This is a genomic window from Rhizobium anhuiense bv. trifolii (assembly GCF_024346605.1).
Classification (GTDB): domain Bacteria; phylum Pseudomonadota; class Alphaproteobacteria; order Rhizobiales; family Rhizobiaceae; genus Rhizobium; species Rhizobium anhuiense.
In genome coordinates this window covers 3720413-3735916 of record NZ_CP098803.1, presented here as the reverse complement: position 1 = coordinate 3735916, position 15504 = coordinate 3720413, and the positions used below count along the sequence as shown (strand labels likewise).

At 60.5% G+C, this 15504-nt stretch carries 14 protein-coding genes; 7 read left to right on the top strand and 7 right to left on the bottom strand.

Going from position 1 to position 15504, the window contains the following annotated elements; genetic code table 11:
• Positions 1 to 27: 27 nt before the first annotated feature.
• From choV to NE851_RS27165, 3 genes are all read right to left on the bottom strand, one after another.
• Entirely contained in the window at positions 28 to 1080 is a 1053-nt protein-coding gene (choV, locus tag NE851_RS27175) for a choline ABC transporter ATP-binding protein (protein ID WP_029867902.1), read from the bottom strand.
• Complete coding sequence (choW, locus tag NE851_RS27170; protein ID WP_024319499.1) at positions 1077 to 1922, bottom strand: choline ABC transporter permease subunit; 846 nt, start codon at positions 1920 to 1922, stop codon at positions 1077 to 1079. The genes choV and choW overlap by 4 nt, the downstream gene beginning before the upstream one ends.
• 73 nt (positions 1923 to 1995) lie before the next feature.
• Positions 1996 to 2952, bottom strand: a complete 957-nt coding sequence (locus NE851_RS27165) for a choline ABC transporter substrate-binding protein (RefSeq protein ID WP_029867903.1) — start codon at positions 2950 to 2952, stop codon at positions 1996 to 1998.
• A gap of 237 nt (positions 2953 to 3189) precedes the next feature.
• Here NE851_RS27165 and NE851_RS27160 point away from each other — a divergent pair, with 237 nt between their 5' ends.
• The 3 genes from NE851_RS27160 to NE851_RS27150 all read left to right on the top strand — a co-directional run bounded on the left by NE851_RS27160 (position 3190) and on the right by NE851_RS27150 (position 6218).
• Positions 3190 to 3792 (top strand): thymidine kinase, encoded by a 603-nt coding sequence (locus tag NE851_RS27160; RefSeq protein ID WP_047611321.1) that lies wholly within the window; start codon positions 3190 to 3192, stop codon positions 3790 to 3792.
• Between the two features lie 73 nt (positions 3793 to 3865).
• Positions 3866 to 4939 (top strand): hypothetical protein, encoded by a 1074-nt coding sequence (locus NE851_RS27155; protein WP_254959081.1) that lies wholly within the window; start codon positions 3866 to 3868, stop codon positions 4937 to 4939.
• A gap of 148 nt (positions 4940 to 5087) precedes the next feature.
• Positions 5088 to 6218: a DUF2333 family protein gene (locus tag NE851_RS27150; RefSeq protein WP_047611318.1), complete on the top strand. Its 1131-nt coding sequence runs from the start codon at positions 5088 to 5090 to the stop codon at positions 6216 to 6218.
• A 47-nt stretch (positions 6219 to 6265) separates the two neighbouring features.
• On the opposite strand, the gene NE851_RS27145 is transcribed toward NE851_RS27150, so the two are convergent.
• Both NE851_RS27145 and NE851_RS27140 read right to left on the bottom strand, forming a co-directional pair.
• Positions 6266 to 6727, bottom strand: coding sequence for a PAS domain-containing protein (locus tag NE851_RS27145; protein WP_029867908.1), 462 nt, complete (start codon positions 6725 to 6727; stop codon positions 6266 to 6268).
• Positions 6728 to 6773: 46 nt separating this feature from the next.
• Positions 6774 to 7499, bottom strand: coding sequence for a helix-turn-helix transcriptional regulator (locus tag NE851_RS27140; protein ID WP_029867909.1), 726 nt, complete (start codon positions 7497 to 7499; stop codon positions 6774 to 6776).
• A gap of 331 nt (positions 7500 to 7830) precedes the next feature.
• On the opposite strand from NE851_RS27140, the gene NE851_RS27135 reads away from it, so the two are divergent.
• Complete coding sequence (locus NE851_RS27135; RefSeq protein WP_254959078.1) at positions 7831 to 9480, top strand: COG3904 family protein; 1650 nt, start codon at positions 7831 to 7833, stop codon at positions 9478 to 9480.
• Positions 9481 to 9540: 60 nt separating this feature from the next.
• Here NE851_RS27135 and NE851_RS27130 read toward each other — a convergent pair whose 3' ends face one another.
• Positions 9541 to 10071, bottom strand: a complete 531-nt coding sequence (locus NE851_RS27130) for a TIGR00645 family protein (RefSeq protein ID WP_080759844.1) — start codon at positions 10069 to 10071, stop codon at positions 9541 to 9543.
• 157 nt (positions 10072 to 10228) lie between these two features.
• Here NE851_RS27130 and NE851_RS27125 point away from each other — a divergent pair, with 157 nt between their 5' ends.
• Complete coding sequence (locus NE851_RS27125) at positions 10229 to 11908, top strand: formate--tetrahydrofolate ligase (RefSeq protein WP_029867912.1); 1680 nt, start codon at positions 10229 to 10231, stop codon at positions 11906 to 11908.
• 67 nt (positions 11909 to 11975) lie between these two features.
• On the opposite strand, the gene NE851_RS27120 is transcribed toward NE851_RS27125, so the two are convergent.
• Positions 11976 to 12923, bottom strand: a complete 948-nt coding sequence (locus NE851_RS27120) for an extensin family protein (RefSeq protein WP_047611315.1) — start codon at positions 12921 to 12923, stop codon at positions 11976 to 11978.
• A 42-nt stretch (positions 12924 to 12965) separates the two neighbouring features.
• Here NE851_RS27120 and NE851_RS27115 point away from each other — a divergent pair, with 42 nt between their 5' ends.
• Positions 12966 to 13148: a hypothetical protein gene (locus NE851_RS27115; protein ID WP_254959074.1), complete on the top strand. Its 183-nt coding sequence runs from the start codon at positions 12966 to 12968 to the stop codon at positions 13146 to 13148.
• Positions 13149 to 13194: 46 nt separating this feature from the next.
• Complete coding sequence (locus NE851_RS27110; protein WP_063474511.1) at positions 13195 to 15429, top strand: TonB-dependent hemoglobin/transferrin/lactoferrin family receptor; 2235 nt, start codon at positions 13195 to 13197, stop codon at positions 15427 to 15429.
• Positions 15430 to 15504: the final 75 nt, after the last annotated feature.

The window sequence follows — 15504 nt, the reverse complement described above, 5'->3', positions numbered from 1 at the left end:
GCTTTGTGGCAAAGCGGACGGAAAACATCAAGCGTCCTGCTTGCGGCGATGGCGGGTGAGGCCGGCGACGATATCCTGGGCCGAGATGGTGCCGACGATCGCGCCGTTCTCGACGATGCCGATACTGCCCGGCTGGCGGGCAAGGGCATCGAGGACATCGACGAGTGGCGTCGCGGCACGGGCCGTGGCGCTGACGCTCATGCCGGCGGCAGTCTGGCCGAGGCCGGGCTGCATCACGTCGGCCGCCGTCAACATATTGATCGGATTGAGGTTCTGCACGAAATCCGCGACATACTGGTCGGCCGGGTTCTTGACGATGTCATGCGGCGTTCCGCACTGGATGATGCGGCCGCCCTCCATGATGGCGATGCGGTTGCCGATGCGGAAGGCCTCGTCGAGATCATGGCTGACGAAGAGGATGGTCTTCTTCAGCCGCCGCTGGAACTCCAGGAGTTCGTCCTGCAAGCGGGTGCGGATCAATGGGTCGAGTGCCGAGAAGGGCTCGTCCATCAGCAGGATCGGGGCGCCGGTGGCAAAGGCGCGGGCAAGGCCGACACGCTGCTGCATGCCGCCTGACAGTTCGTTGACCTTGCGGTCCGCCCATTTCGTCAGGTTCACGAGTTCGAGCTGCTCACCGACGCGGACCTTGCGTTCGGCCTCCGGCATGCCCGCGAGCTCGAGACCGAAGCCGACATTGTCGGCGACGGTGCGCCAAGGCAGGAGGGCGAACTGCTGGAACACCATGGAGACGGTGTGGGTGCGCAGGTCGCGCAGGGCTTTGGCATTGCATTTGTAGGGGTTGACGGAGCCGGTGGCGGCCGAGACTGCGACATCGCCGCGTACCACGGGCGCGAGCCCGTTGACGGCGCGCAGCAACGTCGATTTGCCGGAGCCGGAAAGGCCCATCAGCACCAGGATCTCGCCCTCCTCGATCGTCAGCGAGGCATTGGCGACACCTAGCACCAGGCCGGTCGTGGCGCCGATTTCGTCGCGCGTTTTGCCCTGGTCGACCATGGCAAGCGCGGTTTCCGGCCGGTCGCCGAAGATGATGCTGACATTGTTAAAGCTTACCGCGGTCATGCGCCGCCTCCTTCACCCGCCGTGCGGAACATCCGGTCGAGAATGATCGCCAGGATGACGATGCAGAAACCCGCCTCGAAACCCTTGGCGATATTGACGGTATTCAGCGCGCGGACGACCGGCACGCCAAGCCCGGGAGCGCCGACAAGGGCGGCGATAACGACCATCGACAGCGACAGCATGATGGTCTGGGTGAGGCCCGCCATGATCTGCGGCGTGGCGAACGGAAGCTCGATCTTGCGTAGCACCTGTATCGGCGTCGCGCCGAAAGCGACGGCGGCTTCGACGAGCGAAGGCGGCGTCGAGATGATGCCGAGCCGCGTCAGCCGGATCGGTGCGGGGATTGCGAAGATGACGGTGGCGATCAGCCCGGGCACCATGCCGAGGCCGAACAGGATCAGCGCCGGGATCAGATAAACGAATGTCGGGATGGTCTGCATGAGATCGAGCACCGGGCGCATGGCGGCATAGACCCAAGGGCGGCGGGCGGCGGCAATCCCGAGCGGAATGCCGATCACCATACAGACGAAGGTGGCGGCGAGCACGAGGGCGAGCGTCTCCGTCGTCTCTTTCCAATAGTCCTGGTTGACGATGAGCAGCAGCCCGAGACAGGTGAAGACGGCGACCGCGATCGACCGGCGCAGCCAGAAGGCGATGGCGGTGATGGCAGCGATGACGATCAGCGGATGAGGCTTCTGCAGCACGAAGAGCAGGCCGTCTATGGCGCTCGATAGCAGGAAGGCGATCTGGTTGAAGAACCATTCGCCGTTCGAGGTCAGCCAATCCACGAAGGATTTGGCCCAGGGGCCAACGGGAATCTTAAATTCGGTGATCCAATTCAAGGGGCGCGCCTATCCAGAAAAACAACAATCGGACAAAAATGAAACGGGGCGGCGAGCCGCCCCGTTCATGTCATCAGAGACCGAGGCCGGTCTTGGCGGCCGCCAGTGCGTCGCCCTTGCCGTCGCGGGTTTTGACGCCCGCAAGCCAGGGTTCGATCGCCGAGGGGTTCGCCTTCAGCCATTCGGAAGCCGCAGCCTCCGGCTCCTTGCCGTCGTTGAGGATCTTGCCCATGATGTGGTTCTCCATGTCGAGGGAGAACGTCAGGTTCTTCAGCATCGCGCCGACATTCGGGCATTCGTCGAGGTAACCGGCCCGCACGTTGGTGTAGACCTTGGCGCCGCCGAAATCCGGACCGAAGATATCGTCACCGCCGGTGAGGTAGGTCAGCTTGAAGTTGGTGTTCATCGGATGGGGCTCCCAGCCGAGGAAGACAACGGGCTTGCCGGATTTGTCGGCACGCGCGACCTGAGCGAGCATGCCCTGCTCGGAGGATTCGACGACTTCCATATCCTTCAGGTCAAAAGTGTTCTTCTCGATCATGTCCATGACGAGGCGGTTGCCGTCATTGCCAGGCTCGATGCCATAGATCTTGCCGTCGAGATCGTCCTTGTGAGCGGCGATGTCCTTGAAGTCCTTGATGCCGAGCTCGGCGCCCTTGGCGTTGGTGGCGAGCGTGTACTTGGCGCCGACAAGGTTGGGGCCGAAGGATTCGACCGACTTATCGTCGAGGTAGGGACGGACATCCTTTTCCTGTGTCGGCATCCAGTTGCCGAGGAAGATGTCGATGTCCTTGTTCTTCAGCGAGGTGTAGGTGACCGGCACCGAAAGGACCTTAACATCGGTCTGATAGCCGATGCTCTTCAGAATGACGGATGCGGTGGCGGTGGTGGCGGTGATGTCAGTCCAGCCGACATCCGAGAAATGCACCGTAGAGCAGCTGTCTGGATCTGCGGCGAAGGCGGCGGTCGCAACGGAGAGGGCGGCGACGGCAGTTGCAGTGACGAGTTTGAATGTGCTTGTTGTTTTCATTTTAGACTCCCAGTCTTTAAGTTCCCAAGCCAACCATCAATAACCGAGTTTGACAAGCGACCTCAGTGCGTTTGCGTCGTATCGACCCATGCGATTGCGACGTCGGCGGATTTTTTCGCGACGCCCTGTTTTCGGGGCTTTCGGCGGTTTTTGAGCGTGGATTCCTGTGATTATCGCCGCCACGGGGCTTTTCTTTGCCATTCCGAGCTTTCAATAAGCCGATTAAGGAGAAATCGGATGGCAAAACTCTATTTCAACTACTCGACGATGAATGCCGGCAAGTCGACGATGCTGCTGCAGGCCTCCTATAATTATCAGGAGCGCGGCATGCGCACCGTGCAGTTGATCGCCGCTTTCGACGAGCGCGCGGGCCGGGGCGTGATCGGTTCGCGGATCGGCTTGGAGGCGAGCGCCATTCCCTTCGAGCCGCACGAGGATCTGTTTCGGCTGGTCGCGACGTTGAGCGGCGAAGGGGCGCCGATATCCTGCATCTTCGTCGACGAGGCGCATTTCATGACGCCTGTCCATGTCTGGCAGCTTGCCAGGGTCGTCGACAGGCTCGGTATCCCCGTCATGGTCTACGGGCTGAGAACCGATTTCCAGGGCAAGCTGTTTCCGGCCTCGCAGGAACTGCTGGCGATCGCCGACGAAATGCGCGAGGTGCGCACCATCTGCCATTGCGGGCGCAAGGCGACGATGGTGGTGCGGCACGACGCAGACGGAAAAGTGTTGCACGAAGGCGCGCAGATCGATGTCGGCGGAAACGAGAAATATGTCTCGCTCTGCCGCAGGCATTGGGACGACGCGATGAACGGTGCCTGGATCGCCGAGCCGGTCTGAAGCCGCGAAGCTGCCTGTTTTCTTTGGCGCCGCAAGCGACTAGCTTGAGCAGGAGATTCCCTGGAGAGATCAGGTGCGCAAACCCCCGCCATTCGACGGCCAGTACGAAGTCGCAGGCAGACTTGCCGAGAGCATTGCGGCGGAGGGAGCCTATTGCGTGGCTGCGATCGGCGCCTTTAGCGTTGACGAAACACGGTCGGCCGACGAGATCTTCATCGAGCAGAATGTCCGCTTCCAGGCCCATATCGCCGATGCTGCGGGGCTCGACGCCCAACTGGCCGAGCTGGTCTTTGCCCTCGACCGGCTGACGGCCGAGGTTTCGGCCGATCTCGACAGCTTCCGGGGGCTGACGCTGCGCGAGAAGATGGCCGGCTGGCTGTCGCGCCAGCGGATGTGGCGCATGTATACCTCACGTGTACGTGAGGCGCCCGTCATCGAACGGCTGCTCGATCTTTTGGCGAAATCGGACGCGCTCGCCAGGCTGATCGCCGGCCAGCGCGCCTTGCTCACCGAACGGCACAAGGCAGCCGAACTCAGCCTCGTCGACATTGTCGAGCAGCGGCGCCGGCTGGTCGTTTCCATCGATATCGCCCGCCTCAAGATGAAGGAGCTCAATGCCAAGGCGCTGACGACGCAGGGCCGTATCGGCGTCTATGGCAACAGGGCGCATTGGGAGCAGATGGAGGCGGAGCGGCGGGCGTTGAAGGCGGAGGCCGAGCGGATTTCCGCCGGCGAGCACGAGATGCGCGACGATAGCCAGCGGCGCGAGCGCTTCATCGGCCTGTTCCAGGCTTTTGTCGATTCGCTGAACGGCCGGATCGCCGCCTGCAACGTGCTGCTGCGCAAGCTGATGATCGATGTCGAGGAGCGGCTGATCATCTACCAGGCGCAGGTCGATACCGACCGGCCGGGCATGAAGATGCGGATCAAGCCAGAACTCTTTCCCGATATCGCCGCGCCGATCCGGCTGTTCGAAAAGGGCATGCTGGTCGCCCAGGATCTGGAGCGACGAAAGAGCCGCGCCGATCTCGAATTCGCCAGGCGGTTTCCGACCTATGCCGAGCCGCCGCCGGCAACATCGGGAGCACCTCTGATCAACACGGCGCGCAGGTCCTTCCGTTTCAACCTGCCTTTCCTGCGTTCCTGATCGCCGGGCGCGTTGCGCGCCCTTTTTCGCCATAACTTCAATCCGAAAAATCGAGAGGCTGTTGTTGTGCTCGGGCCATCGAGCGCATATGTGGAAGCAGCGGGGCGGCAATGTCCCGATGTTCGCCTCGCCCTGACAGGAGACGACGATGCTTGACGGGATTGCCGGTTTTTTCAGGCTGATCGGCCAGACGATCGGCCGCTGGGCCCGCCTGTTTGCCGCTTGGGCCTTCTGGCCTTTTCTTGCCGCGCATGGCTGGTATCAGCGCCGGAGCTGGATGATCCGATTGCCGGTCATCGCATTCGTGGCGCTGTTCGTCGTGCTTTACGGCTATTTCTTCTGGCAGACGCAGATCTGGACGAATTTCAACACCGCCTTCGTCGACCAGTACCGGCTTTCCGAACGCAAGGTTGCCGCCGGGCAGGACGTGCCGGTCGCTGAAGGAGCCGATGCGACCGCGCCAAAGACCTGCCAGCGCTCGGCGATCGTCGACGTCGCGGCCGATCTGACCGATTTCAATGTCAACCAGAACGCATGGATTTCCTCCATGCTGCTCTACAAGATGGGCTTCTTCGGCATCGACTGGGATCACACGCCCTTCCTCGACAACAAGGCGTCGTTCCAGCGCGGCGTCAACCAGGCGGTCCGGCGGACCTCGGTGGAGCTTGTCGACACGCTCGGGCGCGTGCGCGGCACATCGGGTATCAACAACGACTTGCAGCGCGCGCGGGGCAATCTGCAGTTCGACGAATATAGCTGGTATTTCGGGTTCAATCCCTTCGGGCCGAAGACGCCGACGCCTTCCTATTACCGCTCGGCGATCGGCAGCCTGCGCAAGTTCAACACTGATCTCGCCCTCTGTAACGCCATTTTCGATGGCCGTGCCGACAATCTGGTGCAGTTCATCGACCGCATCGCCAACGATCTCGGCGGCACCTCGGATATGCTTGCCGAGCGCTCGGAAAACCACAATCGCGGCTGGTTCGATACCCGCGCCGACGACCGGTTCTGGTTCGCCTACGGCCAGCTCTACGGCTATTACGCGATCATGGCGGCTGCCCAGGCCGATTTCTCGCAAGTTGTGTCGGAGCGCAATCTCGGAGCGATCTGGGGCGGGACCATGCGACAGTTCCAGGCGGCGCTGCGCATCCAGCCGGCGATCATCTCGAACGGGCGCGAGGATGGCTGGATCATGCCGAGCCATCTCGCCACCATGGGCTTTTATATTCTGAGGGTGCGCTCGAACCTCGTCGAAATCCGCTCGGTGCTCGACCGCTAATCCCGCGCGTCCAACAGACAAGCTAATCAGGCGTTATCGCTGTCGAGTCAGCGAGACGCCGTGTTGTCCTCGAAGCCGACGACACGCAGTTTCTCGACGAATTCGTAGGTGATGCCGACGATGCCGCTGCCACTTTCATCGTCACGGAAGCGGCCGACGCTGCGCACCACCTTGTAGCCGCCAAGCCGGTTGTCGACACGATAGACAAAATGGAAACCGGCGCGGTGAAGGCTCGCCTCTTCGAAGGTTTGAGCGATGAGGCTGCGGTCCTCCTCATGAATGCGCGACATCAGCTCTGTCAGATTGACGGGGCCGTCGCTGTAGGGGAGATCGAAGATCGTGTGCACATCCTCGCTTGCAAAGAAATGTCCAGTCTCGATGTCGATGCGCCAGAAGCCGAAAAGGCGATAGGCAGCAAGCATCTGGACAATTTCCGCATCGGTGATGCCGATGTGGGCGCGGGATTGCGCTGTCTTGTCAATGACGGGCTGTTCGAAACGAAGAGACACGATTCCCCCAGATCACGGGACGACGTGCCGACTCTCTTCTGATGCCTCAGTTGATCAGCTTCAATCGAATTGCCTTAGCTACCAACTGGGTGCGGTTGACGCAATCGAGTTTTTTGATCGCGTTCGTCATATAGGCGTTCACCGTATGGTCCGAGAGCGCCAGGATCTGGCCGATTTCGATCGAGGTTTTGCCTTGGGCAGTCCAGCGTACAACTTCTAGTTCGCGAGTCGACAGCGCGTTATGCGCGCATTCCTCGTTGCGTTTGACTGCATTGTATGCATCGAGTGCATGCAGAATGATCATTGCCAACTCATTGATCTCGCTCTGGCCGAGTGCGGCGCGGTCGCCGCAGAACCAGAAGACCAACCGTTGGCCATCGGCTGCGATGGTCGGCATGGCGACGCCTGCCGGTATGGCATGGCGCAGCATCAGGGCACGCAGTTCGGCAGGAAAGGCCTGACCATTGACGGTGTCGTTGAGGTGCCAGACCGGCGGCACAGCGGACTCTCTCAGCCGCACGCCAAATGGACAACCGCGCATCATGTGGGCGCGATCAAACTCCCTGACATAGGCGGCCGGAAGCGAACTCTCGATCAGCAGCGGTTTCAAAAGAAGGTCTTCGGGAGAAGGGGCGTGCATCAGCGTCGCATGCGATAATCCGAAGGCTGTGGAGATTCTGCCGAGCGCCTGTGCAAAGAGGCCACGTGTTCGTGCAGTCGCAAGCTCTGCCGAAAGCAATGACTGTCTTTCAGAGGTAGTCATGTAAGACATTTGTACGCCTCCGGCAGCCCCAATGTTACCGCTATCAAACACAGAAAGGCGGCGGGATGCTAGTCCCAACCGACTTGGCGCAAGCCGATTCATTCAAATTGTGAAAAATTAGTCACAGTAGATCGCGTCTTGGTTGAGTTTCGACTTGCAAAAATAGCGTTGCGGTATCTTTGGCTCCCGCGTGGCCGCAGAGCGATGGATCTCAGGCAGCCGGACAGGAAGAGAATCACTTCGGGAAAGAGGTTGGGCGGTAACACCAGCGAAATCTGGCTTGCTGCGGTTCGGTGCAATTGCTAATCGTATTCTCATGTATAACTGAGGCGATTTAATCGTGCGCTTTGCAATTTTTGTTTTTAGCAAGCATCTGTTTTTCCTTATATTACTTGCCCTGTTTTTTTTGAGCTTGCCGATCGGTGCCGCGATCTCACAGGCTGCCGAGAAGAAGAAGCAGGCGGGGCAGGCGCCAATGCGTTTCATCATCGTACGAAGCCTCCTCTGCATGGAAGACTGTCCTGAATGGATATCGGCAGAGGGGCGCATAACCACCGATACTCCCGGCCAGCTCCGAAAAATTCTGAAGAAAATCGGGGATCGGAAATTGCCGGTGGTCTTTCAGTCGGAAGGTGGTGAGGTCGATGCTGCCTATGCGATGGGCCGGATCATCCGCAAGGCCGGTCTGGAAACAGCCGTAGGAGGCACGCGACTGAAGGATTGCCCAGCGGACGATACGCGCTGCGCCGCCGCTATCGAAAAGGATGGCAGCTCGGTCGGCGTCACCTATTCGGATGGCGCATACTGCTTTTCCGCATGTCCTCTGGCTTTCGCCGGCGGTACCTCGCGCGTCTCGTCGCAATGGGCTTTCATCGGTGTCCATCAGATCACGACTGTCTACAAGAGAGAGCGTGTCTCCTATCGCATCGAATACAAGATCGTGAATGGCAAGAAGACGGAAATTTCCCGCAAGGAGGTTGGACGCAAATCCGCGGGGCAGAGTAGTTCCACTAAACTTGGAAAGAAGGCGGCCGCTGCCCTGACGGGCTATTTGAAGGAGATGGGCGTCAGTGCCGATCTGATCGGTTTGATGATGAGTACCCCTCCTGATCGCATCACTATCGTACCGCCAGCAGATGCACTTCGCATGGGGCTGAACACCGACATGTTGGCTTACAATGAGTGGCCGGGCATGCCGCTCTGCGTGGCGGGTGCAGCCACTGATGCCGCCTGCCACGGCCATTCGGCGGTCGAAGCGGCTGGGGCGCCCGCAACTGCAGACACAAGCGAGAAACAGCCGACAACCCTGCCGATGGACTTTCTCCTGATGTATCATGGCAATTGCCAGGAGGAGTGCACGCAGTGGATTTCTGCGGAAGGAGACATCACGCCGGATACCCCGGCTCGGCTGGCGGCAATCTTGAAGACGCTCGGCGAAAGAAAGCTGCCGCTCGTTCTTCAGTCCAATGGCGGGGACATGGATGCGGCTTTCGCGATGGGGCGTGTGATCCGTGCGGCAGGTCTGGAGACCTCGATTGGCAGAACGCGGTTGCCGAACTGCCCGACGCTCGATCCGCGTTGCAAGGCGAGCATGGCCAAAAGCGGTCCGACGGAGGGGGAGGTCTCTGCCGGCGGTGCATACTGCCTTTCGACCTGTACTCTCGTCTTGATGAGCGGAACGCCGCGGATTGTCGGATATTCCGATATCGGCCTTGTCAGACCCACGACGGCTGAAGATAGGAAATTCTTCGCCTATTTCGACGAGATGGGCGTTAATGCCGAGTCTTTCGAGACGATGATGCTCGCGACCTCGATTGAGCGAAAGAATATTCCTCGTTCTCAGGCGCTCGAGCTTGGCATCGTCAACGGTATCATCCCTTACGGTGATGAGCCCGGTGATCGCCTATGTGGACCCGATGCCAAGGAAAGTCTTCGATGCCCCAGAAAAGCTGAGGCAGAGATCGCTCCTGTTGCTGCGGCCTCGAATTGATGCGGAAAAGAACGCCGGTGTGCCCACTCACTGACGTGGGACAATCAGTTCGTCGTCCCTTTACCCCTTGTCCTTCAAATCATTTTTCGACGTCACGCTCATCAGCTTCTCCAGGAAGCCGAGCATGACGGCGGAGGCGACGAAGGCGAGGTGCATGAAGGTCAGCCACATGATCTTGCCGTCGGCATATTTGTCGGCATTAAGGAAGACCTGCAGCAGATGGATGGAGGAAATGGCGACGATCGAGGAGGCGACCTTGATCTTCAGGCTGCCTGAATCGAGCTTGCCGAGGAAGGAAACCTCGTTGTCAGCCTCACTGGCCTCATCGAAGCGGCTGACGAAATTCTCGTAGCCCGAGATCATCACCATGACGATCAGGCTGGCGACGAGGGCTGCGTCGATCAGACTGAGCATGGCAAGGATCATCTCCGCTTCGTCGAGCTCGAAGACGCCGGAGGCTATCTTCAGGAGCTTGTAGGCGAAGGAAACGGCATAGACGGCGAGCGCCGCTACCAGGCCGATATAGAAGGCGACGAGGAGCCAGCGGCTCGACAGGATGATGCGCTCAATGATGAGTTCCAGTGACTTCATGTTTTCACCCTGTGAAACCGCAATCGTTGACCGCCACATAAACGCCCAGCGTGGCTGCCGCAAGGCGTGGCGCTATTCACACTTCGCCGATATTTCGCTATCTCGATAAGGGGAAAACAACGACTCTGCGTCCGCGGAGGTCGGACGGGGGACATCCATGCCAGCCATCAAATCCGATATCGAAATCGCGCGCGCAGCTGCCAAGAAGCCGATCTTCGAGATCGGGGCGAAACTCGGCATTCCGGTTGAGCAACTCGCTCCCTATGGTCACGACAAGGCGAAGGTCAGCGCTGAGTTCATCGCGGCGCAGGCAGGCAAGAAGGACGGCAGGCTGATCCTCGTCACTGCGATCAATCCGACACCGGCGGGCGAGGGCAAGACGACGACCACCGTCGGGCTCGGCGACGGGCTGAACCGGATCGGCAAGAAAGCCATCATCTGCATCCGCGAGGCTTCTCTCGGCCCCTGTTTCGGCGTCAAGGGCGGGGCGGCCGGCGGCGGTTATGCGCAGGTCGTGCCGATGGAAGACATCAACCTGCATTTCACCGGCGATTTCCATGCGATCACCTCGGCGCACAATCTGTTGGCGGCGATGATCGACAACCATATCTACTGGGGCAACGAAGAGAATATCGACATTCGCCGCATCACCTGGCGGCGGGTCATGGACATGAACGACCGGGCGCTCAGAAGCATGGTCTCCTCGCTCGGCGGTGTCGCCAACGGTTTCCCGCGCCAGGGCGGGTTCGACATCACCGTCGCCTCCGAGGTGATGGCGATCCTCTGCCTCGCCACCGATCTCAAGGATCTGGAGCGGCGGCTCGGCGACATCATCATCGGCTATCGCTTCGACCGCACGCCGGTGCATGCGCGCGACCTGAAAGCCGACGGCGCCATGGCGGTGCTCTTGAAGGATGCGATGCAGCCGAACCTCGTGCAGACGCTGGAGAACAATCCGGCCTTCGTGCATGGCGGACCCTTCGCCAACATCGCCCATGGCTGCAATTCGGTGACGGCGACGAAGACGGCGCTGAAGCTCGGCGACTATGTGGTGACGGAAGCAGGCTTCGGGGCCGATCTCGGAGCGGAGAAATTCTTCGACATCAAATGCCGCAAGGCCGGGCTGAAACCGGATGCGGCGGTCATCGTCGCGACCGTCCGGGCGCTGAAGATGAATGGCGGGGTGAAGAAGGAGAATCTCGGCACCGAGGACGTGGCGGCGTTGAAGAAGGGCTGCGCCAATCTTGGACGGCACGTCGCCAATGTGCGCCGGTTCGGCGTGCCCGTCGTCGTGGCGATCAATCATTTCGTCTCGGATACCGACGCCGAGATTGCCGCGGTCAAGGAATTCGTCTCAAGACTCGGCGCCGAGGCGATCCTCTGCCGCCACTGGGCGCTGGGTTCGGCCGGCATCGAGGAACTGGCGCACAAGGTGGTGGAACTGGCTGAATCCGGCCAAGCGAAATTCCAGCCGCTCTATGGCGACGACATTTCGCTGTTCGAGAAGATCGAGATCGTCGCCTCGAAGATCTACCATGCCGGCGAGGTGACGGCCGACAAGGCGGTGCGCGACCAGCTACAGACATGGGAGGAGCAGGGCTACGGCAATCTGCCGATCTGCATGGCTAAGACGCAATATTCCTTCTCCACCGATCCGAACCTACGCGGCGCGCCGGAAGGCCATGTCGTCACCGTGCGGGAGGTGCGGCTTTCGGCGGGCGCCGGCTTCGTCGTCGCCATCACCGGCGAGATCATGACGATGCCCGGCCTGCCGAAATCGCCGTCGGCGGAGCGGATTTTCCTGAACGATCAGGGTTATATCGAGGGCTTGTTCTGATCTTCAGAACGCTTGCTCATCTGTTCGACGGCCTGATTCAAGCGTGAACCGCAACTCGTTGAAATGATTAGTGGCAATAGCGATAGCCGCCCTTCCTCTCGATGACGTCGAGATGGAAATGCGTCTCGTGGGCCGCGTCGCTTTCGGGGTCGAGGACGGTGGTGAAATAGAGGCAGCCGGCGGCGCTGACGGTGCGCTGGAAGGCGCCGGTGAGCGTCGGATCCTCGCGGCGGGAGCGGACGGCGACATCCTCGCCCTTTTCGAAATGGAAACTCGCAATATCGATGGCGTTGCCGCGGGCATGTTCGGAGATCTTGCCTGTTCCGGCGCCATTACGCAGGCGGCACATATAGGCCGTTGCCTGGTTGACGGTGGTGATGCGGCCCTGCTCCGGCAAGGCGGCGGAGGCGGCCGGGATGACGCTGTCCTTCATCCAGCGGGCAAGGGCGAGTGCTGCCGGGCAGCGGAGCGTCGCTTCCGGCTTCAGGCTGATGCCGGGCAGGGCTTCGGAGACGATGATCGGTTTGTCGATGCCGCAGCCGTTGCCGTCATCGATACGCGGCGTTTCCTTGAAGACGACGCCCAAAGCCCGGAGTGCGGCCGTGCATTCGGCGTGCTCGGTGTCGCTTTCGGGTTCGATCGTCAGATGCTGTTCTTCGAGCGTCTGCTCGGCTGGCGGCTTGTTTTCTTCAGTCGGGGTCTGCGGGCTTTCAAGCTTGCCCGGGGGCAGCGGCGGGCCTTGCATGGGTTCGGCCGGCGCAGGCTGGGCCGGTTCGGCCCCCGGCGTCGACGGCTGGCTCGGTGCCTCCGGAGCCTTTACATCAGGTTTCGGCTGAGGGGCCGGCACCTCTTCAGGCGCGGGCGGTTCCGCCTCCGCAGGCGGGACAGAGGTGGGGCTGCTCGTCTCGCCGGCATCGGGCCGAGGTTGGGGCAGTGGACCTTGTGGGGGCAAGCGGGCGCCGGCAAGAAAGGCGGTAGCGGCGATCAGGATCGCCAGTATCGAAAGTTTTCTCAACGCATCCGATTCCCTGCTGCCGATAGTTAGGGATAATGCGCGATGGCGGTTTTCGTTGCAAATGCGCAACGTTTAGGAAGATCGTTAAAACTTGATAATATTATTCAACATAAATCGCCGGATTATGTTGACAATAGAACTCATGTTTTTTATGCGGCAAAAAGAAGGCAGAAATTCTGCGTCGCCTTCATCCGCAAAAGCCCAGCCAGCCCCTCGAGCGTTTGACGCGCCACGACCAGCCAGCCCGGTAATCATCATTAGAGGGTAGGTTATGATCGTCCGGCATTGGCGTTCGGTTTTGTTGGTCTGCACGGCAGCCACAGTTGTTTTTCCTGTTTCGCAGTCTTTCGCGCAAAGCGCTCCGGCAACGACGCCGCAAGCCACCGCAGAAGACAGCACCGTCCTGCAGAAGATCGTCGTCAAGGGCAAACGCGTGGCGCCGGGCAGCGTCGCCGACACGCCGCTTGCGACCGAGATCACCGCCAAGACGCTCGAAGAGAAGCAGGTCACCAATTTCGACGATATTGGCCGCAGCGTCGATGCAGGTGTGAACTACTCGCGTGGCGACGCGGGCTTCAACCTGCGCGGCCTCTCCGGCGCTCGCATCCTGACCACCATTGACGGCATTCCGATCCCGTATATTTCGAACAGTTCGCGCCAGGGTGCTTTCGCGCCGGCCAACGCCAATGGCGGCGGCGATACCTTCGATTTCGATTCGCTGTCGTCGCTCGATATCGTGCGCGGCGCAGATTCGAGCAAGGGCGGCTCGGGCATGCTCGGTGGCGCCATCGTTCTCAATACGCTCGAGCCGGAGGATCTCATTCCCGAAGGCCGGGATTGGGGTGCGATCGTCAAGTCGACATATGACAGCGAGGATCGCAGCATTTCCAGCTCGGCCGCCGCTGCCAAGAAGATCGGCAACACGTCGATCCTGTTTCAGGGCGGCTACCGCAAGGGCCATGAACGCGACAATATGGGCGACAACGACAGCTATGGCCGCTCTCGCACCGAGGCGGATCCCGCCGATTTCGACCAGCACAACCTGCTCTTCAAGCTGCGACAGGAGCTGGAAGGCGGTCATCGCATCGGCCTGACGGCCGAACGCTTCCGCCGCGATCTCAAGACCGACCTGCGCGAGCTCCAGGGCGGCACGACGCCGCGCAACTTCCGGATCGACAATTATGACGGCCGCGAACTGCGCGACCGCGACCGCGTTTCTCTCGATTACGATTATGAGGCGCAGTCTTCCGACGCATTCTTCAGCAGTGCGCGCGCAACGCTTTATTGGCTGGATTTGAAGAAGGAAGCCGGCAGCCGGGGCCGTACGACCGCCAATGTGGCCTATGGCCGTAACAACCAGATAGAAAACGAAACCTGGGGCTTCAGCGGCACGGCGACGAAGGATTTCGAATATTCCGGTCTCAGCCACTCCGTTCGCGTGGGCCTCGACGTCGGCATTTCCAGCTGGAGCCAGTATAGCTGGGCACTTTGCCCGACGCCCACAACGTGCCCGGCGCTGAACAACCAGGCGGAAGTGCCCAATGTCGACAGCCAGAACCTGGGGCTGACCTTCGAAGACAAGATCGAAATCGGCAATACCGGCTTAGCGTTGACACCCGGCTTCCGCTTCGACTGGTTCAACTACAATCCGTCGACCGGCGGAAGTTTCGCAAGCAATACCGGGCTTACTCGTTTCGGGGACCTGAACGACCGGACGGAAGCCGGCCTATCGCCGAAGATCCTTGCCACATATGACCTGACGCCCGACGTGCAGCTTTACGCACAGCTGGCCGTTGGCTTCCGCGCACCCACCGTGGACGAGCTCTACAGCCGCTTCTATAACCCGACGGGCCGCTACGCCCAGCTCGGCAATCCCGATCTGGAGCCGGAAATCGGCCGCGGCGTCGAAATCGGCGCCAATTTCGACACGGGCGATTTTACCGGTCGGGTTGCGGCTTTTCACACCCGCTACCAGAACTTTATCGAGACGGTGACAAGCCGGGACGCGACCGGCTTTACGGAGTTCAACTACACGAACGTTTCTGCGGCCACAATTTCGGGTATTGAAGCCAGTGCCGTCAAGACATTCAACAATGGCATCAACCTGCATGCGTCGCTTGCCTATGCCTATGGCCGCAACGAGGATACGGGCAAATACTTGCGATCGGTTGCTCCCTTCAAGGCGATCATCGGCGGCGGTTGGAGCAACGACAACTACGGTTTCGATCTTTCCTCGACGCTCTCGGCAGCCATGCCTGACGACGATGTTGCGACCACATTCGATGCGCCCGGTTATGGTGTCGTCGATCTGACGGCATGGTGGACGCCGGAACAGTTGAAGGGTCTGCGTATCCAGGGGGGTGTCTACAACATCTTCGATCAGGAGCACTACAACGCGCTCGCCGTGCGCGACGTCAACCTGACCTCGGTGACTGCGTCGCAGCCGCAAGAATGGTATTCGGAGCCGGGCCGTACGTTCAAGGTGTCGATCACCAAGACTTTCTGATCGCGATCGCGCTTTCTAGGCTGGGGGAGGGCGGCTTTCGGGCCGCCCTTTTTCGATCCCGCAATCGCCTCTTGC